This window comes from Amycolatopsis azurea DSM 43854, from assembly GCF_001995215.1.
GTDB lineage: Bacteria > Actinomycetota > Actinomycetes > Mycobacteriales > Pseudonocardiaceae > Amycolatopsis > Amycolatopsis azurea.
This window is the reverse complement of the sequence record NZ_MUXN01000015.1, coordinates 75,746-101,102: the sequence shown is the minus strand read 5'-3', so window position 1 is coordinate 101,102 and position 25,357 is coordinate 75,746. Positions and strand designations below refer to the sequence as shown.

The window sequence follows — 25,357 nt, the reverse complement described above, 5'->3', positions numbered from 1 at the left end:
AGTACTCGCTGGTACCAGGAAAGCATCTTGTGACCACCGTGGCACAGTGGCCGTTGGCAGCCTGTCAATCACATGAGTCAAGATGACCTCATGACCGCTACAGCTGACAGTCTTCCCGATCTCGTTTCGCTCAAGGTGGAGATCGACGGGCACGTCGCCGAAGTGACCCTGCTCGGCCCGTCCAAGGGCAACGCGATGGGCCCCGATTTCTGGCGTGAGCTGCCGATCGTCTTCCGCGCGCTCGACGCGGACCCCCAGGTCAGGGCGGTCGTGCTGACCGGGAGCGGCAAGCACTTCTCCTACGGGCTCGATCTGCCCGCGATGATGCCCAGCTGGGGCGAGATGCTCGGCGGCGACGCGCTCGCGGGCCCGCGGACGAAGTTCCTCGACGAGGTCAAGACCCTCCAGGCGAGCGTGTCCTCGATCGCGGAATGCCGCAAACCGGTCATCGCGGCGATTTCCGGCTGGTGCATCGGCGGCGGCGTCGACGTGATCGCGGCCGCGGACATCCGCCTGGCGAGCGAGGACGCGAAGTTCAGCGTGCGCGAGGTCAAGGTCGCGATCGTGGCCGACCTCGGCAGCCTGCAGCGGCTCGCGCCGATCATCGGCGAAGGACACCTGCGAGAGCTGGCCTACACCGGCAAGGACATCGACGCCGCCCGCGCGGAGAAGATCGGTCTGGTCAACGACGTCTACGCGGACCAGGACACCGTGCTCGCGGAGGCGCGCAAGATGGCGGCGGAGATCGCCACCAACCCGCCGCTGGTCGTCCACGGCACCAAGAACGTCCTTTCGGCCAACACCGAACGCCAGGTCGCGGAAGGCCTGCGCTACGTCTCGGCCTGGAACGCGGCGTTCCTGCCCAGCAAGGACCTCGGCGAGGCCGTGCAGGCGTTCCTCGAGCGGCGCGCGCCCGAGTTCAAGGGAGAGTAGAAAGAACCGGCGGCCAACCAGGACCAGGAGGACGATCGTGAGCGCTTCGGAGGCATACCGCACGTTCCGCGAGGCACGGGACTATCTGCAGGCCCATCGCGAGGACTACGACACCGCCTATCGAGACTTCACCTGGCCCCGGCCCGCCGAGTTCAACTGGGCGCTGGACTGGTTCGACGTCATCGCCGCCGATCCGGCCAACCAGGAGCGGTACGCGCTCTGGATCGTCGAAGAGGACGGCATCGAGAACCGCTGGACCTATCCGGAGATGGCGCGCCGGTCCAACCAGGTCGCGAACTGGCTACGCTCGCTCGGCGTCTCCCGGGGCGACCGGCTGATCCTGATGCTGGGCAACCAGGGCGAGCTCTGGCAGACCATCCTCGCCGCGATCAAACTGGGCGCGGTCATCATCCCGGCTTCGACCCTGCTCGGCCCGGCGGACCTCACCGACCGGGTCGAGCGGGGCGCCGCGAAGCACGTCGTGATCCGCTCCGCCGACGCGCACAAGTTCGAGAACGTCGAAGGCGACTACACGCGGATCACGGTCGGCGAACCGGTCGAGGGCTGGCGGTCCTTCGTGGACGCCTACGAGGAGGCGGAGGACTTCACGCCCGACGGCCCGACGGCGGCGGAAGACCCGCTCCTGCTGTACTTCACCTCCGGTACGACCGCGAAGCCGAAACTGGTGCAGCACACGCAGGTCTCGTACCCCGTCGGTCATCTGTCCACAATGTACTGGATCGGCCTCGAACCAGGCGACGTCCACCTCAACATTTCCTCGCCGGGCTGGGCGAAACACGCGTGGAGCAACGTTTTCGCCCCGTGGAACGCCGAGGCGACGGTGTTCCTCTACAACTACGCGCGCTTCGACGCGGTCGCCCTGATGGCGCAGATGCAGCGATGCGGCATCACCAGTTTCTGCGCTCCGCCGACGGTGTGGCGGATGCTCATCCAGGCGGATCTGACCGTCCTGAAGACCCCGCCGGTCAAGGTGGTCGGCGCGGGCGAACCGCTGAACCCCGAAGTGATCGACCAGGTCGAAAAGGCTTGGGGAGTCACGATTCGCGACGGCTTCGGGCAGACCGAGAGCAGCGTCCAGATCGCGAACACTCCCGGCCAGGACGTCGTGCCGGGCTCGATGGGCCGTCCGCTGCCCGGATTCGCCGTCGCGCTCGTGGACCCCGTCACCGGCGAGCGCGCGCAGGAGGGCGAGATCTGCCTCGACCTCGACAAGCGACCGGTCGGGCTCATGACCGGCTACGCGGACGACGACGAGCGATCCGCCGCGGCCTTCGCAAACGGCTTCTACCACACCGGGGACGTCGGCTCGATCGACGAACGCGGCTACATCACCTACGTCGGCCGCACGGACGACGTCTTCAAGGCGTCGGATTACCGGATCTCGCCGTTCGAACTGGAAAGCGTCCTGCTGGAACACGAGGCCGTCGCCGAAGCCGCCGTGGTCCCCGCGCCCGACCCGATCCGGCTCGCGGTGCCGAAGGCGTACGTCGTCCTCACGAACGGGCACGAGCCCACGGCCGAGACCGCGGTGTCCATCCTGGCCTTCGCCCGGGAACATTTGGCCCCGTACAAACGGATCCGGCGGCTGGAGTTCACGGAGCTGCCGAAGACGATCTCCGGCAAGATCCGGCGCGTCGAACTCCGCGGACGCGAGAACGACGCCGCCGAGCGCCCGGCGGGGGAGTTCCGCGAGGAGGACTTCCCGCAGCTGAAAGCCTGACGTTCTTCCCAGCTGAGGTACATGAAGGCCCCTTTGCTTGCGCCAGGCGCAAGCAAAGGGGCCTTCATGTACCGGCATCGGCTGACGAGGGCTGTTTTCTGGGGAAGTAAGGCAAAGCGGGGTGGCGGTGTCGCGAAAGCCACTTTCGCAACCTTCAACGTTGCGAAAGTGGCTTTCACAACACCCCGCGCGGCCGGTGGCTGTCAGCCCGTACGCACACGACACTCGCCTGTCCGTGAAGGCCTCCTTCCCTACCCTGAAAGTAGGGAAGGAGGCCTTCACGGACTCGCGTGCGGAGCGCTGTGGGTCGAACGACCCACAGCGCGGTAGCAGGAACCGCGTTAGCATCCCGGGCAGTGAATCGTTGACAACCCGTGGGGGTCACGGGTCTCACCTTCCCTGCCTTGAAAGGTGTTCCTGTCATGCGCATTCGTTTTCTCCTGCCGATGCTCGCCCTCGTGGCCGGCCTCGGTACCGCGGTGGCCACCCCGGCCGCCGCCGATCCAGGCCCGGTGACGGCGGGCGACGTGTCCGCCGCCGACGCCTGCTACAGCTGGGGACGCACGTTGTCCGAGGGCGCGTCCGGTGAGGACGTCCGGCAGTTGCAGATCCGGGTCGCCGGTTATCCCGGCTACGGTGGCGTGCTCGCCATCGACGGCCAGTTCGGCGCGGGCACCAAGGCCGCGGTCACCCGCTTCCAGCAGGCGTACGGGCTGGGCGCGGACGGCATCGCCGGATCGGCCACGTTCACGAAGATCTACGCGTTGCAGGACGACGACTGCTCGCCGGTCAACTTCACCTTCGCCGAACTGAACCGGTGCAACTCCGACTGGTCGGGCGGCAACGTCTCAGGCGCGACGGCGAAGGCCAACGCGTTGGTGTCGATGTGGAAGCTGCAGGCGATGCGGCACGCCATGGGTGACCGGCCGATCACCGTGAACGGCGGCTTCCGCAGCGTCGCTTGCAACAACGCCGTCGGCGGCGCGACTAACAGCAGGCATCTCTACGGCGACGCGGTCGACCTCGGGGCGGGCTCGCAGGGCTTCTGCGGGCTGGCGAAGCAGGCCCGCAATCACGGGTTCAGTGAGATCCTCGGGCCGGGCTACCCCGGTCACAGCGATCACACGCACGTCGCCCACCGGTCCAGCCGGTTCTGGTCGGCTTCGGCCTGCGGGATCTGACCTCGTCACTCCCAGCGCCACAAGGACGGCGGCCGTCCTCCCTTGGGGAGGGCGGCCGCGTGTTCCGTCGTACGCCGTAACCCGGGGACCCGCTCCATCGTCCGGCCCAGATTGGCCGGATAGGGGCGGTCCCCGGTCAGCGCCTCGGTCGCGTCCAGCGCCTGCGCCGTGGTGAAGATCGGCCCCAGCAGCCCGGCCGTGAACGCGACGTCCCGCCACAGTTTGTCGGCCAGCAGCGGACGGCAGTCCGCCACGATCCGGTCGTGGTCGAACGCCAGCGGCGGCACTTCGGCCAACGGCGTCCACACGACGTTCCCCGGATCGTCGAGCGCGGGGGACGTCGTGGCCCACAAGGCGACCGACAGCGTCGGGCCCCGGGGGTCACGATTCGGCTCGTCGAACGTGGCGAGCTGTCCCGTCGCCGAGAGCGCGTCGGGCGGCAACCCGAGTTTGGTGACGGCCGCCCGGCCCGCCGCGTCCCGCAATCGCTCACCCAGCCCGAGCAGCACTCCGGGCAGGGCGAGTTCTCCCGCGAACGGCTCGGCGGCTCGTGGCGCGATTCCTAGCAGCACCGTGCGGGTGCCGGGGTCGAACCGCACCACGAGCACGTCCACGGACACCGGCGTCGACTCGATCACGCGTAGATTGTCGACCTTGCCTCGCCGACGCGGTAACCCGCCCTGCGCGGGCCGTACCCGGCGACTGCCACCGGAAGCCTCGCGCCGAACCACGCCAGAGGATCCGACAGGTCGACGGTGTCGCCACCGCTCACGACCCGCAAGCCCGTCGCGTCGAGGTGGGTCACCGCGAGCGCGTCCACGCCGTCGCAGGCCGCGATCGCGTAGTCCAGCAGCGCTTCGTCGAGATGGCCCGCCCGCCAGGCGCCCTGGAACTCGCCGGTTTCGTTGTGTACCTCGGGAAAGCGGGCGAGGACGGCGGCGGACTCGCTGGGAAGCGGCCCCGCGCCGTGCCGGGTGAGATAGGTCCGCGTGACCCCCAGAACGGCATGCGGACGTGCACCCAGCAGTGCGCGGGCGTTGTGCGGGGTGGTCGTCGACCAGGTCGTGTGCGGGTGGAAGCCGTGGTGCTGGTCGAGGAGAACCCCCTGCGCTCCCTCGAAAACCAGCCGTCCGGCGTCCGCGAGCCGTCCCGTTTCGTCCTCGTCGGTGATCCGCACCGCGCCCGCGAAATCGCGGTACAGCGCCACCAGCTCGTCCACGCTGTGCGACGGTGTGGCGAGCGGCGCGTAGAACCGCGCGAGCGCGTCCAGTTTGCGCCGCAGCACCGACGGCCGGGCGCAGTCGGCGACCGTGGGCGCTTCCCCCGGCGTCCCGATCACCTCCTGGTGCTCCACCACCTCGCCCGGCACGGCTCCGGGCAGCAGCGAGTACCAGACGGTCTCGCCGATGCCCTTCCCGCACGAGCCGTGCCGATCCACGCCGCGGGCCTCCTCCCTGGCCCGGTTGGCGTGGATGTGGAACGGCGTCGTGAGCAGGGCCCGGCCGTCCACGCTCAGCAGCGAAAGCGGATTCCGGACGCCGATCCCTTCGAGCCGCCGCGCTTCCGCCGCCAGCGCGAACGGCTCGACCAGCACGAACCGGGACAGGTGGGTGGGCACGCCGGCGAACGTGCCCGCCCCGAACTGGCTGAAGGTGTGGTGGCGTCCGTCCACGACGACGTTGTGCGCCGCCTGCGCGCCCCCGTTGAAGCGGACGACGGCGGTGGTGGGCCGGGCGGCGCAGAGCGCGTCGACCACGGCCCCCTTGCCCTCGTCGCCGAACCCGAGCCCGACCACCACCACGTGTCCGTCCAGGAGGCTCACCGCAGTACCACGTCGTTCGGACCGCCCGGCTCGGGCACCGCCGAGGTGACGACCGATTTGGTGCCCAGTGTCGCCAGCGCCTTGCCGACCGCCTCGCTCTCGGCGACCGAGCCGACGTCCGCGAGGTCGGCGAGCGCCCGGTCGACGTCGACGACCCGTTCCTCCAGCCCGATCGTGGCCGCGATCAGCTCGCACACCGCGCCGGGGTCGTCGAGCTTGAGGAAGTTCTGGCCGAGCAGGCCGCTCCAGTGCTCGCCGATCTCCGGGTCGTTGTAGTACGAGGACTGGTTCGGCAGGACGAAGTAGACGTTCCACTTGCGGGCCAGTTCCCGGTACACCGACGCGGGGTCGATGTCCTCCCGCACGTCGTCGCCGATCACCCGGCGGATGTGGCGGGCCTCCAGCGCCGGCTTGTTCAGCTCGTCGCCGATGAGGAACAGGTAGCCCTTGCGGCCGCGGTTCTGCCACGCGTCGGTGACCACGTGCCGGGCCATGAAATAGGCGGCCAGTTCGTAGGACTCGCTCTTCTGCCCGCCACCACCGCCTTCGAGGAAGATCGTGCGCAGCTGCTCGTCCATCCGGTTGTCCGATTCGAACTGCCCGACCTGCAACGGGACCCGGTCGCTGTCGGCGTCGCCGATCGCGCCGAACAGCACCTGCGGGTCGGCCAGGTACCCCCGGCGCTTCAGCAGGCCGTGCAGTTTGCCGAGCTTGCCCTGCATGATCCGCGGTACCCGGCGCATCGAGCCGGTGACGTCGAACAGCACCGCGATCGGCGTCGAATCGCTGTGGTCGGCCGAATCCCGGCATTCCCGGACGGCGTTCTTCGGGTCGAGCGCGGCCGCAGCCTTCCAGTCTTTCGCGGGTTTGGCGCGGAGGTCGGCGCTGTAGCCGAAGTCGTCTTCGCCCTTGGCCGCGCGGAAGGTCTTCGCGGCGGCGTAGGCGTTGTCGTCCCAGTGTCCGTGTCCCATGGTCAGGCTCCTGTCTCGGGGATGATGAACGGGCGGAAGGTGCGGGGGCCGTACAGCTCGCCGAGCAGGTCGTCGTACTCGTCGAGCAGATCGGCCGCGTCGGGTCGCTGTGCCGGGTCGTCCTGCGTGCACCACCTGGCGAACTCGCGTTGGCGTGTTTCCGAGGGCGCCAGAACGGAAAGCATCAGGCGGTGGAGCATGTGGACGTCGGTGGCCGCGGTCATCGACAGTCCCTTGTGGACCTCCGACGGGTATTCGGCGGAGTTGTCCGCCGCCAGCGGGAGCGTGCCGGTGTCGACGGCGAACGACCAGCCGACCAGGACGATCCCGTGCTGTCCGGGATGGACGAGCACGTTGTCCGCGGTGAGATGGCCGTGGACGACGCCCGCGCGGTGCGCGCCGGCCACCGCGCGCAGCAGGCGCCGGTGCATCCAGGCGTAATCGCGGCCGTCGAGCCCGTCCGGGAACGCCTTCCCGATCTCGGCGAGGGTGACGAACCCGTCGACGAGCGGATCGAGGACGCTGAACGCCCGGTCGCCGCGCGCCACCGGGCCGGACGTGTCGAGCAGCCGCGGATAGTAGGGCCGCAGCCACCGGTGCCGTTCGGTGAAGGCGTCGAGCGCGCGCAACGTGGCCCACTCGGCGTGGATCAGCGGGTTGAGCGCCGGGTTCCGGACGAGTTTGACCAGATGCGGCCCGGTGGTCCGGTAGGTCGTCGCGATACTGCCCACCGCGTGCGGAGCGGTGAGGGTGTAGCTCGACGTCGCCGTGGTGACCGTCTGGCGCCGGGCGCGTTTCCAGTCGTCGTAGCGGCGATTGAGGATCGCCGCCGCTTGATGTGCCCGGGTGTCGCCGGGATTGCGGTCAGGGTGGAGCGCGGCCGCCAGTTCGCGGTAGCGGTGGTGGGCGAACAGAGTGGCCGCATCGACAGCGTTCTCGATCAGTGTCACGGCGTCGTCCCTGGTGAGCATGGTTTGAGTCTAGACGACTCTTACCTCGGCCGGCAAGGGGGCCCGCCGTGACCGCGAGCACGCGCCGTCGGCGGAGGAGGGCGAAGAAATGGTCGCGAAAATAGGGGTGTAGGTACAAATCCCGTGCCGTTCCGCCGCTGCGAAAAATAGACTGAAGAGAGTCGAACAGGGGGTGCTGGTGACCTTTCCGGAACTGTCTGAAAGAAGCCGGAAGAGGGCGACCGCCGTGGTCGTTCTGTTCGTGATCGGAATCGTGCCGGGATTTGTCGCGGCCTTTGTCGGGAGATGGGCCGCCGAGGGAATGGCGGGCGGTCACGACCTGCGCGCGGTGATTTCCGTGTCGGATTCCACGACCACCGAGGGGCAGGACGGCCCGCATGTCGCCTACGAGACCCTGGCCGTCACCGAAGACGGCCGCGCACTCGAATTGCCGACGGGCAAGGCGTTCGGCCTCGCGGAGCCGGTGGTCGTACGGCTCTCGTCACTGACCGGCAGGGTGTTGTCCGTGCGCGGAGCCGCCGGAATCGTGGAAGTCCACCATCCGGGGGAAAAGATCGCGGCGATGTCGATCGGCGGCGCGCTCTTGGTGCTCGGGGCCGTCGTGGTGTTCTCGGCGGTGAGGCCGGTGACCGCGCGGAAGTCACTGTGGTTCCTGGCGGGCTTCGCCTTCGCCGCCTATGTCGTGTTGGCACCGCTCGGTTTCGGTGCGACGGCCTACCGCGAGGCGGCCGAGCCCGTGCCGAACCTTTGGGAGCATCGCCGCGAAGCCTGGGGGCCGCCACCGGTGATCGGCAAGGGGCAGGCCGCGGTGTCGGGGGAGTCGGCCGTGCGTGTGCTCGAGAGCCGATCGGAACCGCCGGAAGGCGCCGAGGTGTGGCTGAGCGGATTTCACGTCCTCACCTTGCGGATCGAGGCGTCCCGGATGGGCGATACGGCGCTTGAGCTGTCGGCCGACGAGCACGGCGCCCCGCGGCGGGTCAAGGACTGCGCGGGCGTCCCGGGCGCCTTCGACGGCAGCACGGGTCTCGTCTGTTTCGTGGTCCCGCCCGGATATCAGCCGAAGTACCTCGTCGTCGGCAAACTCGATCGGGAAGTCTTGCTGACGCTCCAGTGATGCGAGGAAAGGAATTTCGTGCCCGACAAACCGCAGAATTACAGAATTCGTTTCCGGATGCTGTTGGCCTGGATCCCGTACATCTTCCTGTTGTGTTTCGTCTGGGGGAATTTCGGTGAATACGTGAGCGAACTGAACGCCGGCGAAGAAGTCACGGTCACCGAGATCTCGGGATGCGCCGAGGGAGGAGCGCCGATGAGCGGGGTGATTCCCTACTGTTCGGGGGAGTGGCGGTTCGACGACGGGCACACCGGTCGCGGGAGCATCAAAGGCGACAAGGCCGAGGAGGGCGACAAGATCTTCGCCGGCGACGGCTTCGTCTATCGATCGAGGCCGTCACTGATCTGGAGCATGTCGGTGACCGGGTTTTTCGGCCTGGCGCTGCTGGGCATGGCGATCGGCCTCGGCGTCCTGTACCGGAAGGACGCGGTCCGGCGGCGTCAGAAGAACTGACGCCGCCGGGCGGCCTCAGCTCCGGGTGGCGTCGATCTGCCGCTCGTCCTCGGTCGAGCAGCTGGTCACCGGATCGTTCGGCCCGCTCCCGCAGGTCCAGGCGCCGATCACCACCGGCCCTGGGCCCTGCGGTGACGCGGCTTCGGCCGGTGTCAGCTTGGCGAAGTAGTCCGTGAGTACCTGCGTCGCTTCGGTGCATTCGGTCTTCCCGCGCGCCACGACCTTGTTCTTGGCTCCCTGGAGCCCGGCGACCTCGCCGCAGGGTGTTCCGGCGGGAGCCTGCGCGGCGGCGGGGGAGGACGGCGGCGGCGCGGCCGCGGGGGCGGGATCGGCGCCGCAACCGCTCAGCAGGACGACGGCGAGCGCGGCGGGAAGTGCGGAGAGGGTCTTCATGGGCCCTTCTTCTCGGGGATGGGTCATTCGACGGGGACGACGGCGGCGAACACGTTCTGCTCGCCCTTGCTGCAACTGGTGCCGCCTTGTGCGGCGGGGGCGCCGGAAACGCACAGCCATCCGTCGACGGTCTCGCTGACCGGTTCGTCCGAACCCGCGGACTGGCGTCCGGCGATCCTCTTGTGGAACGAACCGACGATCCCGGTCGCGTCCGCGCAGGACACCCCGGGTCCGTTGAGGACCTGAAGGGTCAGCCCGCTCGCCGCGGTCACCGTCCCGCACGAACCCTGTACCGGTTCAGCGGGTTTCGGCGGGGTGGTGGGTTTCGGGGCGGTGGACGGACTCGGCGCGGTCTGCGACGGGAGCGGTGGCAGCGACGCGCTGGTGATGACCGAGAGGGACGGAGGAGGCGAGGCCGACATCAAGGTGACAGGCGGTGGCGGATCTTCGCCCGAACAGGCGGCGAGCGTTCCGGCGATCGCGCAGACCGCGAACAGGCGCCGGCACGTTCCCGTGGTCGTCGAGACGGGCAAGGCGATCCTTTCGTCGGCCGGTCGTGGCCGGCCCATTCTGACCCGGCCGGGCCCGATGTCGTGGCATTGAGCCACGTTCGGTTCGCGGGAGGTTATCGCGACGGCCGCGCGGAGGTACGCGAGGACCGCCAAAGCACTGTCCATTGTGGACGATTAACATGCCGTTCACGCCACGACAACACCCCGTTGCCGTGGCGAACCGATCGGACGAATCCGGCGCCGAACCGTTAACACGAGGCCCCGTTCTGCCGAAAACAAAGGTAGCGCTCCGGCGTGTCCCAGTCCCCGTCACCGAAACCGTGAGAGCGATGAAGACCGACGAACAGACCGATCCCGCGTCACCCCAGGCCACCGCACCGGCGAACACGGAGCTGCCACCGACGGCACCGTGCACCGTCGTTTGGTGTGGCGGCCGCCCGTACGTCCTCGAGAGCTCCGCCGGCCACACGCGCTGGATGGGCACCGACCACCGAGGCAGGCCCGTGGCGCTGACCAGCGCGGACCTGCAACGCCGCGGCTGGACCCACACCCGGGCCAGCTGACGCGGGAGGACCTGCCGCTGCTGGATAGGCTGAGCGGGTGAGTACGCCCCCCGAACCGAGCGTGACCAGCGAAGAGCCTTCTCTGCTGCGGCAGGCCCTGAATGTTCCCAACATGCTTTCGATCCTCCGGCTCGCCGGGGTGCCGGTCTTCCTGTGGCTGCTGCTCGGCCCGAAGGAGGACGGCTGGGCGCTCGCGCTGCTCGTGTTCAGCGCCCTCACCGACTGGCTCGACGGCAAGCTCGCCCGCTGGCTCAACCAGATGTCGCGGCTCGGCCAGCTGCTGGACCCGGCGGCCGACCGGCTCTACATCCTCGCGACGCTCATCGCGTTCCTGATCCGCGACATCGTCCCGTGGTGGCTGGTGGTCCCGCTGGTCGTCCGCGAGGCCGTGCTGGGCGTCTGCGTGCTGCTGCTGAGGCGCCGCGGGTTCGCCCCGCCGGAGGTCACCTACATCGGCAAGGGCGCCACCTTCGTGCTGATGTACGCCTTCCCCTTCCTGCTGCTCACCCAGGGCGGCTCCGACATCGCCGCCATCGCCCGGCCGATCGGGTACGCCTTCACCGCGTGGGGCGCGGTCCTGTACGTCTATTCGGGCGTGCTGTACGTCATCCAGACCATCCAGGCACTGCGGACGGCCGATCCGGCGGGCTTGCGGGAGGCGCCGGGCGCGTGACCCGGCGGGATGCGAAACTGCGCGCGACGGTTTCGTGTGAGGGCATCAGAAAGGGGAGCGGCGTTGTCCACTCCAGAAGAACTGCGGTACACCGAAGAACACGAGTGGGTCTCCGTGCGCGACGGAGGACTCGTGCGCGTGGGCATCACGGAGTACGCCCAGGACCAGCTCGGTGACGTGGTGTTCGTCGAACTGCCCGAGGTCGGCAAGCAGGTCGGTTCCGGCGACGCGTTCGGCGAGGTCGAGTCGACCAAGAGCGTTTCGGAACTGTTCGCCCCGCTCGACGGCGAGGTGGTCGCGGTCAACGACGCGGTGACCGAGTCGCCCGAGCTGATCAACAGCGATCCCTACGGCGAAGGCTGGCTGATCGAACTCCGTCTCGACGACGCGAGCTCGGTCGAATCCCTGCTCGAGGCCGAGGCGTACCAGGCCCTGATCAAGGAATAGCCGCAGGCCGTGGCCCTCCGGGAAGAGTAGGGGGAGCCGCGGGCCGGAGTTTCGATCAGGCACGGTACGTTTGACCTCCACACGTTCTTGAGTAGTGGCAACACACATGCGTTAGGAGAGCTCAGGTGAGCACGAACGACGGGCCCGGCGTTCCCCCGGAGCAGTCTCCGGAGCGGACTTCTGTCTTCCGGGCCGACTTCCTGGCCGACGTCGAAGGCACTGAGGCTCCTCCGGCTGCCGAGGCCCCCGTCCAGGGTGTGGACGCGCTGCCCGCGGGTTCCGCGCTGCTGGTCGTCAAGCGGGGACCGAACGCCGGTTCGCGCTTCCTGCTGGACCGCGACACCACCAGCGCGGGACGGCACCCGGACAGCGACATCTTCCTCGACGACGTCACGGTTTCCCGGCGGCACGCCGAGTTCCGCCGTGAGGGTGGCGAGTTCGTCGTCATCGACGTCGGCAGCCTCAACGGCACCTACGTCAACCGCGAGCCGGTCGACCAGGCCGTCCTCGCCGGTGGCGACGAGGTCCAGATCGGCAAGTTCCGCCTGGTCTTCCTGACCGGCCCGGGTCACGGGGGCCAGGGGGCGCGGTGACGGCGGCCGGGCGGCCTGATCGGGATGCGTCGCAGCGCGATGGGTTGAGCATCGGGGCCGTGCTGGCACAGCTGCGCGGTGAGTTCCCCGATGTCACCATCTCCAAGATCCGGTTCCTCGAGGCGGAGGGTCTGGTCCAGCCGGGCCGGACCCCGTCCGGGTACCGGCAGTTCGCTCCGGCGGACGTGGAGCGGTTGCGGTTCGTCCTGTCCGCCCAGCGGGATCACTATCTCCCGCTGAAGGTCATCAAGGAACAGCTGGACGCGGCGGATCAGGGTGCCGCGCCCTCGGTGGCGCTGCCCAAACCGCCGCGGAAACTCGTTTCACTCGACGCCCCCGGGGAAAACGGCGGACTGCCGTCCCCCGGGGACTTCGAGAACGATCGCGAGATCAGGCTGACCGAGGAAGATCTGCTCCGCCAGGCGGGCATCGACGCCGCCACCCTGGCTGAGCTGCGGCAATACGGTCTGGTGCGGCCGGGAGCGGCGGGGTTCTTCGACCCCGACGCGGTCCTCGTGGCGAAGACCGTGAAAGCGATGACCGAATTCGGTATAGAGCCGAGACATCTGCGTGCCTTCCGGGCCGCCGCCGACCGCGAGGTCGGCCTGGTGGAGCAGATCGTGACACCGGTGTATCGGCATCGTGACGAGGACGCCCGGGCAAGGGGCGACGAGGTCGTCCGAGAGCTCGCGGCACTGACCGTGGCGTTACATACGCTCTTGGTGAAGGCCGGAATACGGGCTGTCACGGGCGGTTGAACGGTTCCAGGAGCCGCGAACCCTTGTAAGGCCACTTGTCAATGACTGAATGTTCGGCATGCAATGCCGTACCGTGGAGTTGGGTTTGCCACGGGCGAACCGAGAATGTCCGGACAGCGAGCACAGCGCGCGGAAGACGGGTAGCGTCGGGACTGCCGTCGCTTGGTCGTCGAGACAAGCGTTGCAGCCCGTGCGCACGAGAGGGAGGCGAAGCCCGATGAGCGAGATGCGCGTCGTCGGCGTGCGGGTGGAGCTACCCGCGAATCAGCCGATCTTGTTGCTACGGGAAACCGAAGGCGAGCGTTACCTGCCGATCTGGATCGGCTCGGTCGAGGCCACCGCCATCGCCTTGGAGCAGCAGGGAGTCCGCCCGGCCCGACCGCTCACCCATGACCTGCTCAAAGAGGTCATCGGAGCGTTGGGCCGCGAGCTGGAACAGGTCGTCATCACCGACTTGAAGGAAGGCACGTTCTTCGCGGAACTGGTCTTCGACGGGGACATCAGGGTTTCGGCGCGGCCGAGCGATTCGGTGGCGCTGGCGCTGCGAGTGGGGGTGCCGATCCACGCCGTCGACGCGGTGCTGGAAGAAGCGGGCCTCATCATCCCCGACGAGCAGGAGGACGAGGTCGAGAAGTTCCGCGAGTTCCTCGACTCGGTCTCGCCGGAGGACTTCCGCGGCGCGGACACCTGAGTCCTTCCCGGGAACTTGAACGAAGGGGCGGCGCCGGATCGGCGCCGCCCCTTCTTCGTGCGTGCGACGCTTGTTCGGGTGGCCGCAGGTGCTCATCGGGCACGTGGTCTCGTCGGAGAGCGTTGTGAAAGCCACGTTCGCAACGTTGAAGGTTGCGAACGTGGCTTTCGCGACACCCGAAGCCGCCACTCCACCGTCGAGCCCGGCCGCCCCGGAACCGCCACCCTCACGCGGACCAGGCACAGGTGTCCGAATACCGGTCCGGCCCTGATCCGCATCGCGACCCATCCCGACTCGCTCGATCCCGGCGCCCTTCCTCGATGCAAGTCCGTGAAGGCCTCCTTCACTACCTTCAGGGTAGGTAAGGAGGCCTTCACGGACTTCGGTAGGCCGGATGGGGCGTCGGCGCGCTCAGGCCGCGGTCGCCTTGACGAACAGGTCCGCGAGTTCCCGTCCGTAGCGCTCCAGGTCCAGCTTCGGGTCCGCAGAGAACTTCGCGGCCACACCATCGACGGCCTGTGCGATCGACAGCGCCATCACGTCCGCCGCGAAGTCGCCGAAAGCGCCTTCTGCCTGGCCCTGCTTCAGCTGGCGTTCGAGCCGTCCGGTCCGGAACTCCTCGACGATCGGCGCCGACATGAACCAGCCTTCGGCGTCCGAACCGCTCGACGCCATCTCCACCATGACGCGCACCAGCTCCGGGTACGAACCGAGGAACGCGATCTCCGACTCGATGTAGCCGCACAGGAGCCCGGCCCGATCGGTCGTGCCCTGGACGCGGTCCTCCAGGAACTTGTCCTTCATGCCGGTCGCGGTGGTGACCACGGCCTGCATCAGGCCGGCCTTGTTGGTGAAGTGGTAGGAGATGATCCGGGTGCTGGACAGCCCGGCCCGCTCCTTGATCTTCGCGAACGACGTCTTGTGGTAGCCGAGGTCGGAGATCGTCGCGATCGTGGCGCCGATGATCTGGGCCCGCCTCGCGGCTTCGGTGACCGACAGCCCCAGCTCCGCCTGGACCTCTTGCATGGCGCTTTGGGTGGAGGGATTTACTTGCATGAGTAAAAAGTAACACGGTTGAGTAAAACTGGCAAACGTGCGGCCGAACGGGGGACCGTTCCCCGGCAAGCCTCAAGAAGAGCTTGAGGCCGACCGCGCGTCGCGTTGACCGCTTTGCCGGACGCGCTTACCGTCAATGAAGGTGAATCGCCAAGGTGTGATTCGGATGTCTGGGGCATTCGTCTTGACGGTTCACTCCGGTGCGGGCTCACGTGGGTCCGCGCGGCTTTGTTCGCCGGCCGCCAGGTCGGGCGAGGGGAGGCATGGCGTGGTCGAGGCTGGTAGCCCTCAAGAGCCGCTCGTTCCGGTCGCTGACGGCGAGCAGGGCGAGCTGTTCCCCGACTCTTCCCTCCCGGACGAACTCGTCGGTTACCGTGGTCCCGCCGCCTGTCAGATCGCCGGGATCACCTACCGGCAGCTCGACTACTGGGCCCGCACGAAGCTGGTCGCGCCGAGCATCCGGACGGCGCACGGTTCCGGTTCGCAGCGGCTCTACTCGTTCAAGGACATCCTGGTCCTGAAGGTCGTCAAGCGGCTGCTGGACACCGGCGTCTCCCTCCAGAACATCCGCGTCGCCGTGGACCACCTGCGCCTGCGCGGCGTCCGCGACCTCGCCAAGGTCACCCTGTTCTCCGACGGCACCACCGTCTACGAGTGCACCTCGCCCGAAGAGATCGTCGATTTACTCCAGGGCGGCCAGGGCGTTTTCGGGATCGCGGTCAGCGGCGCGATGCAGGAGATCAGCGGCACCATCCACGAGTTCCCCGCCGAGCGGGCCGACGGCGGCGTGATCGAAACCGTCACGCCGGACGAGCTCACGCAGCGCCGTAACGCACGTCGCACCGGCTGATCATGATGCCGCGCGAGCGGCAGGGTAGGCTCACTTCCGCGGTCGACGAATCCGCGCGGGAGAGACCGGGCCGATAACGGCTCGGCGCCGAAGGAGCAAGTCCTCCCCGGAACCTCTCAGGCACCCTGGACCGCGCGGACTAGACGCCTCTGGAAAGTGAGTCGCCAGGTCACCACCTGGCGGCCCCGCCGACGGTGCAAGCCCGACTCAACCCACGGGCGAAACTCTCAGGCGCCCCTGCGGGGGTACGGACAGAGTGGGGAGGGCCAGGACAATCGTCCCGGCCCCACCCCCGCGTCTTGGGAGGTCCCCGATGGAGCCTGGTTCACTGGCCGCCCTCGAATCCGGTACCCCTTTCGCGGACCGGCACATCGGTCCCGGCGCCGAAGACCTCGCGCGCATCCTCGACGTCGTCGGCGTCTCCTCCCTCGACGAACTCGCCGAGCGGGCCGTTCCCGCGTCGCTGCGGGAGTCCGCGACACCGCCGGAGCTGCCGCCGCCCGCCACCGAGACCGGCGCGCTCGCCGAACTCCGCGCCCTGGCCGCGCGCAACCGGCCGACGGTCCAGATGATCGGCCTCGGCTACCACGACACCGTGACCCCGCCGGTGATCCGTCGCAACGTGCTGGAGAGCCCGGCCTGGTACACCGCGTACACGCCGTATCAGCCGGAGATCTCGCAGGGCCGCCTCGAAGCGTTGCTCAACTTCCAGACCATGGTCGCCGACCTGACCGGCCTGCCGATCGCCAACGCGTCGATGCTGGACGAGGCCACCGCGGCGGCGGAGGCGATGACGCTGGTCCGCCGCGCGGGCAAGGCGAAATCGAACCGGTTCGTGGTCGACGAGGACACCCTGCCCCAGACGATCGAGGTGCTGCGCACCCGCGCCGAACCGCTCGGCATCGAACTGGTGACCGCCGACCTGTCCCAGGGCATCACCGGACTCGGCCTCGGCGGCGACTTCTTCGGGATCCTGCTGTCGTACCCGGGGGCTTCGGGCGCGGTCCGCGAATGGGACCACACCATCGCCGAGGCCAAGGCGCTGGGCGCGGCCGTGGTGATGGCCGCGGATCCGCTCGCGCTGACCCTGCTCCGGTCGCCGGGTGAGCTCGGCGCCGACGTCGCGATCGGGTCGACGCAGCGGTTCGGCGTCCCGATGGGTTTCGGTGGCCCGCACGCGGCTTACCTCGCCGTTCGGCACGGCCTAGAACGCCAGTTGCCGGGCCGTCTGGTCGGGGTGTCGAAGGACGCGGAGGGCGCTCCCGCGTACCGGCTCGCGCTCCAGACCCGCGAACAGCACATCCGCCGCGAGAAGGCGACGAGCAACATCTGCACCGCCCAGGTGCTCTTGGCGGTCATCGCGTCGATGTACGCGGTGTACCACGGCCCCGAGGGCCTGCGTGCCATCGCGAACCGCGCGCACCGGATGGCCACGGTGCTCGCGGCGGGGCTCGCCGAAAGCGGTGTCGACGTCGTGCACTGCGAGTTCTTCGACACCGTCATGGTCTCCGTCCCCGGCCGCGCGGCCGGAATCGTCGGCACGGCCAGGGAACTCGGGGTCAACCTGCGGCTGGCGGACGCGGACCACGTCGCCGTCGCCTGCGACGAGACGACGACCCGCGAGCACCTTTCGCTGGTGTGGAAGGCTTTCGGCGTCGCGGTGTCCGATGTGGACTCACTCGACGCGGACACCGCCGACGGCTTCCCGCCGGATCTGCGCCGCACGAGCGACTACCTGACCCACCCCGTCTTCCACGCGCACCGCTCGGAGACCGCGCTGCTGCGGTATCTGAGGGCGTTGTCCGACAAGGACGTCGCGCTCGACCGGAGCATGATCCCGCTCGGCTCCTGCACGATGAAACTCAACGCCACGGCGGAGATGGAGCCGATCACCTGGCCCGAGTTCGCCGGGCTGCACCCGTTCGCGCCCGCCGAGGACGCGGCCGGGCTGCTCGCGATCGTGAAGGATCTGGAGCGGTGGCTGGCCGGCATCACCGGCTACGACGCCGTTTCCCTGCAACCGAACGCCGGGAGCCAGGGCGAGTTCGCCGGTCTGCTGGCGATCCGGGCCTACCACCGCGAACGCGGGAACGCGGCGCGCGACGTCTGCCTGATCCCGTCGAGCGCGCACGGGACGAACGCGGCCAGCGCGGTCATGGCGGGGATGCGGGTGGTCGTCGTGAAATGCGACGACGAGGGCAACATCGACCTCGGCCACCTCAAGTCCACTGTGGACGAGCACGCGGACGACCTGGCCGCGATCATGATCACCTATCCGTCGACGCACGGCGTCTACGAGGACACCGTCCGCGAGGTCTGCGCGCTGGTGCACGACGCGGGCGGTCAGGTGTACGTCGACGGGGCGAACCTCAACGCCCTGATCGGCGTCGCGCAGTACGGCAGGTTCGGCGCCGACGTCTCGCATCTCAACCTGCACAAGACCTTCTGCATCCCGCACGGCGGAGGCGGGCCGGGCATCGGGCCGATCGGCGTCCGCGGGCACCTGGCGCCGTACCTGCCGAACCACCCGCTGCAACCGGACGCCGGCCCGGCCACCGGCGTGGGTCCGATCAGTGCCGCGCCGTGGGGGAGCGCGTCGATCCTGCCCATCTCCTGGGCCTACGTCCGGATGATGGGCGCGGAAGGGCTGAGGCGCGCGACGCTGACCGCCGTCGCGAACGCCAACTACGTCGCCAAGCGCCTCGCGGAGCACTACCCGGTGCTGTACTCAGGGCACGACGGACTGGTGGCGCACGAATGCATCCTCGACCTCCGCGCGCTCACCAAGCGGACCGGCGTCACCGTGGACGACGTCGCCAAGCGGCTGGCGGACTACGGACTCCACGCGCCGACGATGTCGTTCCCGGTCGCGGGAACCCTCATGGTCGAGCCCACCGAGAGCGAGGATCTCGGCGAACTCGACCGGTTCTGCGACGCGATGATCGCGATCCGCGGCGAGATCGACAAGGTCGCGGCGGGGGAGTGGCCGGTGGAAGAGAGCCCGCTGCGGAACGCCCCGCACACCGCGCGCTGTCTCGCGGGCGAGTGGGATCGCCCGTACAGCAGGGAGCTCGCGGTTTTCCCGGCCGGCTTCGGGGCCGCGAAGATCTGGCCTCCGGTGCGGCGGATCGACGGGGCCGCGGGGGACCGCAACCTCGTCTGCTCCTGCCCGCCGCCGGAGGCCTTCGCCTGATGGTCAGCCGGGCATCTTGTCGAGAAAGCCCAGCACCTGCTTGATCCGCCCGTCCTCGACGGTGATGACGTCGAAGCCGATCGCCAGCGGCTCGTCCGCGCCCGCCGGGCTGAGATACCACTGGAAACGCGCGATGTCGTGGTGCGCGTCGGGGGCCGCGGGGAGGCTGAACTTCAGTCCCCCGAACTGGGCCTGCGCACCGGCGACCATGCCGTCGACACCGTCGTGGCCGGTGATGGCGTTGAGCGGGTCGGTGTAGACGGCGTCCTCGGTGAACACTTCGGCGATGAGAGCGCGGCGCTTGTCGGCGTCGATCTCGTTCCATACGGCGATGTACTGCTCGGCGATGCGCTGGATGTCCGACATGGCGTCCTCTTTCGTTGGTGGGTAACCGATGAGGCAACTCTGTCGGCCGAGGGTGGGTCTCGTCGATTACGCGGGAGGTAATGGCGGACCGGCTGCCGTGGCCGTAGGTTCGTGATCGTGACGACCACAGTGACCGCGAGCCGCGCGAGCCGACCCGTCGGTGAACTCCTGCGGGAATGGCGCGATCGCCGCCGGATCAGCCAGCTCGACCTCGCGATCTCGGCGGAGATCTCCACCCGGCATCTGAGCTTCGTGGAAACCGGGCGGTCCAAGCCGAGCCGCGACATGGTGCTGCGGCTCGGTGAACACCTGGAGGTTCCTTTGCGGGAACGCAATCAGCTGCTCCTGGCGGCGGGCTACGCGCCCGCGTACGCCGAAAGCGGCCTCGGTGCCCCTGAGATGGAGGCTGTCCGCAAGGCCGTCCGTCAGCTGCTGACCAGCCATGAGCCGTACCCGGCCGCGGTCGTCGACCGCTGGTGGAACCTGGTCGACGCCAACGAGAGCGTCTTGATCATGACCGACCTGGTCTCGCCCGCCCTCATGGCCGCGCCGGTCAACGTCCTGAAGCTGACGCTGCATCCCGAGGGGATGGCGCCGCATGTGCTCAACCTGGGGGAGTGGCGCGCCCATCTGCTCGGCAGGCTGCGGCGGCAGGTGGCCCAGACCGCCGATCCGGTGCTGACCGGGCTGCTGGAGGAGCTGCTCACCTATCCGTGCTCGGATCCCGTCCCCGAGGTGGAGGTCCCCGGACCGGGCGACATCTTCGTTCCGTTGCGGTTGCGCCACAAGGATGTCGATCTCACGTTCTTCAGCACTGTCTCCACTTTCGGGACCCCGTTGGACATCACGGTCTCAGAGCTGGTGATCGAGTCGTTCTTCCCGGCCGACACGGCCACGGCCGAGTACTTGCGCGCGTACGCGGCGCGCGGGGTGGAATGATGCTGGGCAAGAAGCCCTGCCGCAGAGCCCAGTGAGGATTCTTCATCCATGGCCGTGCCTTCCGTCGTCCTGAACAACGAGGTAGCCATCCCCCAACTCGGTTTCGGTGTCTGGCAGGTGCCCGCGGGCGACACGGCCAAGGTCGTCCGGACCGCCGTCGAGGCCGGGTACCGCAGCATCGACACCGCCGCGTCGTACCGGAACGAAGCCGGTGTCGGTGAGGCGATCCGCTCGGCGGGTGTGCCCCGCGACGAACTGTTCATCACCACGAAACTGCCGAACCCGGCCCACGGCTACGACGAGGCGCTCCGGGCGTTCGACGCGAGCCTCGCGCAGCTCGGCCTCGACCGGGTCGACCTGTACCTGATCCACTGGCCGATGCCGACCCGCGGGAAGTACGTCGAAACCTGGCGGGCGCTGGAAAAGCTCTACGCCGACGGCCGCGTGCGAGCCATCGGGGTCTCGAACTTCCACGTCCCGCATCTGCGGCGGCTGTTCGAGGAAACCGGGATCGTGCCCGCGGTCAACCAGGTCGAGCTGCATCCCCGGCTTCAGCAGAAAGCACTACGGGAGTTCCACGCCGAGCACGGCATCGTCACCGAGGCATGGAGCCCGCTGGCACAGGGGTCACTGCTCTCGGACGCGACGCTGACCGCGCTGGCGGCCAAGTACGGCAAGAGCCCGGCGCAGCTGGTGCTGCGCTGGCATCTGCAGCTCGGCACGGTGGCCATCCCGAAGTCCGTGACACCGTCCCGGATCCGCGAGAACCTCGACGTCCTCGACTTCGAACTGGCCGACGACGATCTCGCGGCCCTCGCCGACTTCGACGATGGCACGCGCACCGGCCCTGACCCGGACACCTTCGACCTGGTCTGAGTACATGAAGGCCCCCTTCCTCGCGCCAGGCGCGAGGAAGGGGGCCTTCATGTACTTCCAGGGACCTCAGGTGGCCTTGATGCCCGCGGCGGCGAAGTCCGCCTGCTGGGCCGGCTGCTGCAAAAACTGGCGGAACGTCTGCGAGGCGCGCATCTGGACCTCGTCGATGGACTTGCCGGCGAGCCCGACGAGCGGGTAGTCCGCCGAACGCGCCGTCGCGACCGACTGGGCGGGCGAACCGACCAGTTCGGGCTTCGCGGTGTTCAGCTCGGTCACCCAGTACGACGACTCGGGGATCCAGGCGGCGGGGAGGCCGCCGATGGAGTCGAGGTTCGTCCGGCCGACGAGACCGTCGAGCACCGCCGCGGAGGACAGGGCGTCGACCTGGATGACCACGCAGTGATCGCGGACCACGGTCGCGGCGTTGTTCCACCGCTCGGCCGCCGCCCGGACCGGCTTCTCGATGCTGGGGGTGACGACCACCCGCATCGGGGTGTCACCTGCGACACAGGCTTTGGCCTGGGCCTCGGCGCGGGTGCTCAGCTCCCCGTCCGCCCAGTTCCAGCCGAACACGCCGATCGCGATCAGCGCCACCAGGACCACAGCGGCGATGGGCCACATGGCGACCTTGCGCCGTGGTGCCTTCTTCCCGACGATCCGGTGCGAGCCGGTCGCCTCACCACGACCCTGAGGCCGCTTCGGCGGGTCGAGGGGATGCGGCACCGGCTCCTCGGCCACGCTGTGTCGCCCCATCGTTGTCCTTTCGAAACGTGCGCGCTCGCGCTGCGTATGCAATCAAACCGTTATCACTCTAACAGGGGAGGGTGTTACGGGGAATGCGACGACTCACAGTTGTTTTCCGCGTGTCGCGGGCACCTTCATTAACTCGCGCAGAAGTCGTTGGCAATGCGCTATCAGGTGCTCACGCAGCGGCGCGGCCCGCTGGGCGAACCCGGCCTGCGCGCGGGCGTACTCCGCCCGGCCCTCCGGGGTCTCGATCCGGACGGGAGAGTAGCCGAAGGCCGCGAGGTCGTAGGGACTGGCCCGCATGTCCAGCGCGCGAATGTCCGCCGCCAGCTCGAAGCAGTCCCCGACCAGCTCGGCGGGCACGAACGGGTCGAGTTTGTACGCCCACTTGAAGAGGTCCATGTTGGCGTGGAGACAGCCGGGTTGCTCGAACTCGGCCTGGTTCTCCCGCTCCGGCCGCAGCGTGTTGCGCGGCCGGGCGGGCTCGGTGAAGAACCGAAAAGCGTCGAAATGTCCGCAGCGGATCTCCAGCGACTCGACGACGCCGTCCGTTCCGGCCGAACCCAGCCGGAGCGGAAGTTGTGAGTGACGCACCTCATTCGCCGATTCCCGGTAAACCATTGCCCATTCATGAAGCCCGAAACAACTGAGCCTCGGTGCCCGGGACGCGGTCGCGGAAAGCAGCCCGAGGACGAATTCGGCGGTCCTGGCCCGGCCCTCGGTGAAGCCCGCCGGATCCAGCATGACGCCGTCCGGCGTCTCGACGTAGCCCTTCCGGTCCAGGAACCGGCGCGCGGACGCGCCTTCGAGCACCACGCCCGGCCCCGGCTGCCAGCGTTCGAGATGCCCGGGGCGGTGCGAGTAGTAGGTGAAGAGGAAGTCGAGCACCGGATGCTTCTCGCCCCGCGAGCGGCGGCGCTGGTGCGGTGTCGTCCAGCGCCGCATCCGCGTCACGTGGTCGTCCTCCCGAGCCAGCCAGACCGGCTCGGGAAGGACGATCGGGCCGGTCATGACATGACGTGGGTGCCGTCGCGGACAGTTCCCACGTATTCCTCGACGAGGTCCTCCAGCGCGACGACGCCCACGGCGGCCCCCGCCGGGCTCAACGCCCGCGCCAGGTGACTGCCTTCCTTGCGCATCGCCGACAGCGCCTCGTCCAGACGGGCGTCGGCGTGCAGCTCGGTCAGCGCCCGGGTCTTGTCCGAGGGCACCACGGTCGTCGGCTCCCCGCCCATGAGGTCGAGGATGTCCTTGACGTGGATGTAGCCGGTCAGCGTCCCGTCGTCGGTGCACACCGGGAAACGGGAGAACCCGGTCGAGGACACCGCGCGCTCGACGTCGCCCAGCGTGGGCGAGCAGGGCAGCGTGGTCAGCTGCGCCGTCGGGACCAGCACGTCGGCCACCGTCTTCTCCACCGACGACAGCGTCTTGCTCAGCCGCTGGTGCTCGGAGTGCTCCAACAGTCCTTCGCGGCGCGACTCGCTGAGCAGTTCGGCTAGTTCGTCGGAGGTGTAGGCGGTTTCGAGCTCGTCCTTCGGTTCGACCTTGAACAGCCGCAGCAGCGAGTTGGCCACGAAGTTCAGCAGCCAGATGAACGGGTTGGCGATCTTCACCCAGGCCACGTGCACCGGGACCAGCCACAGGGCCAGCCGCTCCGGCTCCGCGATCGCGAGGTTCTTCGGCACCATCTCGCCGATGAGGACGTGCAGGATGGTGATGAACGCCAGCGCGATCGCGAACGAGATCGGGTGCAGCAGGACCTCGGGAATCCCGAACAGCTCGAAGAACCCGGCCAGCCGGTGCGCGATGGCGGGCTCACCCAGCCGGCCCAGCAGCAACGAGCAGATGGTGATGCCGAGCTGCGCGCCCGCGAGCATCAGCGAGACGTTCCTGCTCGCGTTGATCACGATCTTGGCGCGGGACTTTCCCTGCTCCAGCAAGGCTTCCAGCCGGTCGCGCCGCGACGAGATCAGCGCGAACTCGGCGCCGACGAAGAACGCGTTGGCCAGCAGCAGGACCACGACGAGGAAGATGTTGAACCAGTCGCTCATCGGGCAAGCTCCTGCTCGGCGGGCGCGGGGCTTTCACTGACCCGGCGTACTTCGACCTCGGCGATCCGCAGCCGGTCCATTTTGCTCACCGTGAGCCGCCAGCCGTCGAGATCGGTGGCGTCGCCGGGGGAGGGGATCCGGCCGAGCCGCTCGAGGATCAGCCCGGCGATGGTCTCGTAGTCGCCGTCGGGCATCCGGAACCCGGTCTCGTCCGTGACCTCGTCGGCGCGCAACTGCCCGGACACGAGCCAGTTGTCGGCGCCGACCTGCTGGGAAGAGGGCTCTTCCCGCTCGTCGTGCTCGTCGCGGACGTCGCCGATGATCTCCTCGACGACGTCCTCCAGCGTCACCAGCCCCGCGGTGCCGCCGTACTCGTCGACGACGATCGCGAGCTGGAAGCGGGAATCACGCAGCCGGTTGAGCAGCGAGTCGCCCGGCAGCGATTCGGGCACCGTCGGGATCGGCCGCATGACCGAGCCGATCCGCACCGTGGCGCGCTGCGCGGCCGGGACGGTGAACGCCTGCTTGATGTGCACCGCGCCCTGCACGTCGTCGAGATCCTCGGTGTAGACCGGGAAACGCGAGAAGCCGGTGCGGCGCGAGATCTCGATGAGGTCGTAGATCGTCTCGTCCACGGTGAGGGATTCGAGCTGGACGCGCGGCGTCATCAGCTCCTCGGCCGTCCGCTCGCCGAAGCGCAGTGACTTGTCCAGCAGCTCGGCCGTCGAGGTGTCGAGCTTTCCGCTTTCGGCGCTGGAGCGCACGATCGAGCCGAGCTCCTGCGGCGAACGGGCCGACCGCAGTTCCTCCTGCGGTTCGACGCCGAACTTGCGGACGAGGAAGTTGGCGCTGTTGTTCATCAGGGTGATGAGCCAGCGGAACAGCGAAGAGAACCGCGAGTGGTACCCCGCGACGGCGCGCGCTGTCTGCAACGGCCGGGCGATCGCGAGGTTCTTCGGCATCATCTCGCCGAGGATCATCGACAGCGACGTCGCCAGGATCAGCGCGACCGCCAGCGACACGCCGTTCGCAACGCCTTCGGAGAACCCGACGGCGGTGAACAGCGGGTGCAGCAGGTCACCGATCACCGGTTCCGCGAGATAACCGGTGATCAGGGTGGTGATGGTGATCGCCACCTGCGCGCCGGAGAGCTGGAACGAGAGGGTGCGGTGCGCCTTCTGCACGGTGTGCGCGCGGCGGTCGCCGACCTGGCGGACGTTCGCGTCGACCGTGCTGCGCTCGAGCGCGGTGAGGGAGAACTCGGCGGCGACGGCGAGGCCGGTGCCGACGGTCAGCAGAAGGAACAGAAGGATGCCGAGAACGGCGAGCAGGATTTCCATCATTTCCTGCCGGCGGGGACGGGGTCGGCAAGAAGGTCCGCGGAACAGCCGGGTGTGCCACCCGGCTCGATACTGTCACCAGGTGACTGCGCGTCGCGCACGAAAAGAGTCACTCCTCGATCG

27 protein-coding genes and 1 riboswitch are annotated in these 25,357 nt (G+C 68.6%); of the genes, 15 read left to right on the top strand and 12 right to left on the bottom strand.

Annotated elements, in window-relative coordinates; all coding sequences use genetic code 11:
• Nucleotides 1-90 precede the first annotated feature (90 nt).
• The 3 genes from B0293_RS20455 to B0293_RS20445 all read left to right on the top strand — a co-directional run bounded on the left by B0293_RS20455 (nt 91) and on the right by B0293_RS20445 (nt 3,855).
• Entirely contained in the window at nt 91-933 is an 843-nt protein-coding gene (locus tag B0293_RS20455; RefSeq protein WP_005149986.1) for a crotonase/enoyl-CoA hydratase family protein, read from the top strand.
• A 37-nt stretch (nt 934-970) separates the two neighbouring features.
• The gene (locus tag B0293_RS20450; protein WP_005149989.1) at nt 971-2,674 is read left to right on the top strand and encodes an AMP-binding protein; all 1,704 of its coding nucleotides are present in this window, start codon (nt 971-973) and stop codon (nt 2,672-2,674) included.
• A 422-nt stretch (nt 2,675-3,096) separates the two neighbouring features.
• Nucleotides 3,097-3,855, top strand: a complete 759-nt coding sequence (locus tag B0293_RS20445; protein WP_005149992.1) for a D-Ala-D-Ala carboxypeptidase family metallohydrolase — start codon at nt 3,097-3,099, stop codon at nt 3,853-3,855.
• A 5-nt stretch (nt 3,856-3,860) separates the two neighbouring features.
• Here B0293_RS20445 and B0293_RS20440 read toward each other — a convergent pair whose 3' ends face one another.
• From B0293_RS20440 to B0293_RS20425, 4 genes are read right to left on the bottom strand one after another with little or no spacing between them, the layout of a single operon-like run.
• Complete coding sequence (locus B0293_RS20440; RefSeq protein WP_005149993.1) at nt 3,861-4,493, bottom strand: NUDIX domain-containing protein; 633 nt, start codon at nt 4,491-4,493, stop codon at nt 3,861-3,863.
• On the bottom strand, nt 4,490-5,677 hold the full coding sequence (locus B0293_RS20435) for an adenylosuccinate synthetase (RefSeq protein WP_039915052.1): 1,188 nt from the start codon (nt 5,675-5,677) through the stop codon (nt 4,490-4,492). Before B0293_RS20435 ends, B0293_RS20440 begins: the two co-directional genes overlap by 4 nt.
• Nucleotides 5,674-6,648: a hypothetical protein gene (locus tag B0293_RS20430; protein ID WP_005149996.1), complete on the bottom strand. Its 975-nt coding sequence runs from the start codon at nt 6,646-6,648 to the stop codon at nt 5,674-5,676. The genes B0293_RS20435 and B0293_RS20430 overlap by 4 nt, the downstream gene beginning before the upstream one ends.
• Before the next feature lie 2 nt (nt 6,649-6,650).
• The gene (locus tag B0293_RS20425; protein WP_005149998.1) at nt 6,651-7,619 is read right to left on the bottom strand and encodes a hypothetical protein; all 969 of its coding nucleotides are present in this window, start codon (nt 7,617-7,619) and stop codon (nt 6,651-6,653) included.
• A gap of 226 nt (nt 7,620-7,845) precedes the next feature.
• Between B0293_RS20425 and B0293_RS20420 the strand changes: the two genes are divergently transcribed.
• Nucleotides 7,846-8,733: a hypothetical protein gene (locus B0293_RS20420; RefSeq protein ID WP_005150001.1), complete on the top strand. Its 888-nt coding sequence runs from the start codon at nt 7,846-7,848 to the stop codon at nt 8,731-8,733.
• 57 nt (nt 8,734-8,790) lie between these two features.
• Nucleotides 8,791-9,186: a hypothetical protein gene (locus B0293_RS20415; protein WP_039915105.1), complete on the top strand. Its 396-nt coding sequence runs from the start codon at nt 8,791-8,793 to the stop codon at nt 9,184-9,186.
• Between the two features lie 15 nt (nt 9,187-9,201).
• On the opposite strand, the gene B0293_RS20410 is transcribed toward B0293_RS20415, so the two are convergent.
• A complete protein-coding gene (locus B0293_RS20410) occupies nt 9,202-9,579 on the bottom strand; it encodes a hypothetical protein (protein WP_005150005.1) in 378 nt (125 codons plus the stop codon).
• A gap of 23 nt (nt 9,580-9,602) precedes the next feature.
• Nucleotides 9,603-10,112, bottom strand: a complete 510-nt coding sequence (locus B0293_RS44320) for a hypothetical protein (RefSeq protein WP_245191803.1) — start codon at nt 10,110-10,112, stop codon at nt 9,603-9,605.
• 308 nt (nt 10,113-10,420) lie between these two features.
• Here B0293_RS44320 and B0293_RS20395 point away from each other — a divergent pair, with 308 nt between their 5' ends.
• The 6 genes from B0293_RS20395 (at nt 10,421) to B0293_RS20370 (ending at nt 13,816) form a co-directional block, all read left to right on the top strand.
• Complete coding sequence (locus B0293_RS20395; RefSeq protein WP_005150017.1) at nt 10,421-10,654, top strand: hypothetical protein; 234 nt, start codon at nt 10,421-10,423, stop codon at nt 10,652-10,654.
• A gap of 37 nt (nt 10,655-10,691) precedes the next feature.
• A complete protein-coding gene (locus B0293_RS20390; RefSeq protein ID WP_052014228.1) occupies nt 10,692-11,327 on the top strand; it encodes a CDP-alcohol phosphatidyltransferase family protein in 636 nt (211 codons plus the stop codon).
• Between the two features lie 63 nt (nt 11,328-11,390).
• Complete coding sequence (gene gcvH / locus B0293_RS20385) at nt 11,391-11,774, top strand: glycine cleavage system protein GcvH (RefSeq protein WP_005150021.1); 384 nt, start codon at nt 11,391-11,393, stop codon at nt 11,772-11,774.
• Between the two features lie 125 nt (nt 11,775-11,899).
• Entirely contained in the window at nt 11,900-12,367 is a 468-nt protein-coding gene (gene garA, locus B0293_RS20380) for a glycogen accumulation regulator GarA (protein WP_005150023.1), read from the top strand.
• The gene (gene ftsR / locus B0293_RS20375) at nt 12,364-13,125 is read left to right on the top strand and encodes a transcriptional regulator FtsR (protein WP_063936613.1); all 762 of its coding nucleotides are present in this window, start codon (nt 12,364-12,366) and stop codon (nt 13,123-13,125) included. The genes garA and ftsR overlap by 4 nt, the downstream gene beginning before the upstream one ends.
• A 217-nt stretch (nt 13,126-13,342) precedes the next feature.
• Complete coding sequence (locus tag B0293_RS20370; RefSeq protein ID WP_005150031.1) at nt 13,343-13,816, top strand: bifunctional nuclease family protein; 474 nt, start codon at nt 13,343-13,345, stop codon at nt 13,814-13,816.
• Nucleotides 13,817-14,227: 411 nt separating this feature from the next.
• Here the strand turns inward: B0293_RS20370 and B0293_RS20365 are convergent, their stop codons facing one another.
• Nucleotides 14,228-14,842, bottom strand: coding sequence for a TetR/AcrR family transcriptional regulator (locus tag B0293_RS20365; RefSeq protein WP_005150033.1), 615 nt, complete (start codon nt 14,840-14,842; stop codon nt 14,228-14,230).
• A gap of 298 nt (nt 14,843-15,140) precedes the next feature.
• Here B0293_RS20365 and B0293_RS20360 point away from each other — a divergent pair, with 298 nt between their 5' ends.
• Together B0293_RS20360 and gcvP are read left to right on the top strand one after the other, a co-directional pair.
• The gene (locus B0293_RS20360; RefSeq protein ID WP_005150040.1) at nt 15,141-15,722 is read left to right on the top strand and encodes a MerR family transcriptional regulator; all 582 of its coding nucleotides are present in this window, start codon (nt 15,141-15,143) and stop codon (nt 15,720-15,722) included.
• A gap of 46 nt (nt 15,723-15,768) precedes the next feature.
• A riboswitch (glycine riboswitch) is annotated at nt 15,769-15,865 on the top strand.
• A 170-nt stretch (nt 15,866-16,035) separates the two neighbouring features.
• Nucleotides 16,036-18,915 (top strand): aminomethyl-transferring glycine dehydrogenase, encoded by a 2,880-nt coding sequence (gcvP, locus tag B0293_RS20355; RefSeq protein ID WP_005150043.1) that lies wholly within the window; start codon nt 16,036-16,038, stop codon nt 18,913-18,915.
• 3 nt (nt 18,916-18,918) lie between these two features.
• Here gcvP and B0293_RS20350 read toward each other — a convergent pair whose 3' ends face one another.
• Complete coding sequence (locus B0293_RS20350) at nt 18,919-19,281, bottom strand: nuclear transport factor 2 family protein (RefSeq protein WP_005150046.1); 363 nt, start codon at nt 19,279-19,281, stop codon at nt 18,919-18,921.
• A 111-nt stretch (nt 19,282-19,392) separates the two neighbouring features.
• Between B0293_RS20350 and B0293_RS20345 the strand changes: the two genes are divergently transcribed.
• Together B0293_RS20345 and B0293_RS20340 are read left to right on the top strand one after the other, a co-directional pair.
• A complete protein-coding gene (locus tag B0293_RS20345) occupies nt 19,393-20,220 on the top strand; it encodes a helix-turn-helix domain-containing protein (RefSeq protein ID WP_005150048.1) in 828 nt (275 codons plus the stop codon).
• 48 nt (nt 20,221-20,268) lie between these two features.
• A complete protein-coding gene (locus B0293_RS20340) occupies nt 20,269-21,096 on the top strand; it encodes an aldo/keto reductase (RefSeq protein ID WP_005150051.1) in 828 nt (275 codons plus the stop codon).
• 66 nt (nt 21,097-21,162) lie between these two features.
• Here B0293_RS20340 and B0293_RS20335 read toward each other — a convergent pair whose 3' ends face one another.
• The 4 genes from B0293_RS20335 to B0293_RS20320 all read right to left on the bottom strand — a co-directional run bounded on the left by B0293_RS20335 (nt 21,163) and on the right by B0293_RS20320 (nt 25,237).
• Nucleotides 21,163-21,849, bottom strand: a complete 687-nt coding sequence (locus tag B0293_RS20335; RefSeq protein ID WP_245191805.1) for a hypothetical protein — start codon at nt 21,847-21,849, stop codon at nt 21,163-21,165.
• A gap of 93 nt (nt 21,850-21,942) precedes the next feature.
• Nucleotides 21,943-22,854, bottom strand: a complete 912-nt coding sequence (locus tag B0293_RS20330) for a hypothetical protein (RefSeq protein ID WP_005150057.1) — start codon at nt 22,852-22,854, stop codon at nt 21,943-21,945.
• On the bottom strand, nt 22,851-23,894 hold the full coding sequence (locus B0293_RS20325; protein WP_005150058.1) for a hemolysin family protein: 1,044 nt from the start codon (nt 23,892-23,894) through the stop codon (nt 22,851-22,853). The genes B0293_RS20330 and B0293_RS20325 overlap by 4 nt, the downstream gene beginning before the upstream one ends.
• Entirely contained in the window at nt 23,891-25,237 is a 1,347-nt protein-coding gene (locus tag B0293_RS20320) for a hemolysin family protein (protein WP_039915063.1), read from the bottom strand. Before B0293_RS20320 ends, B0293_RS20325 begins: the two co-directional genes overlap by 4 nt.
• Nucleotides 25,238-25,357 lie beyond the last annotated feature (120 nt).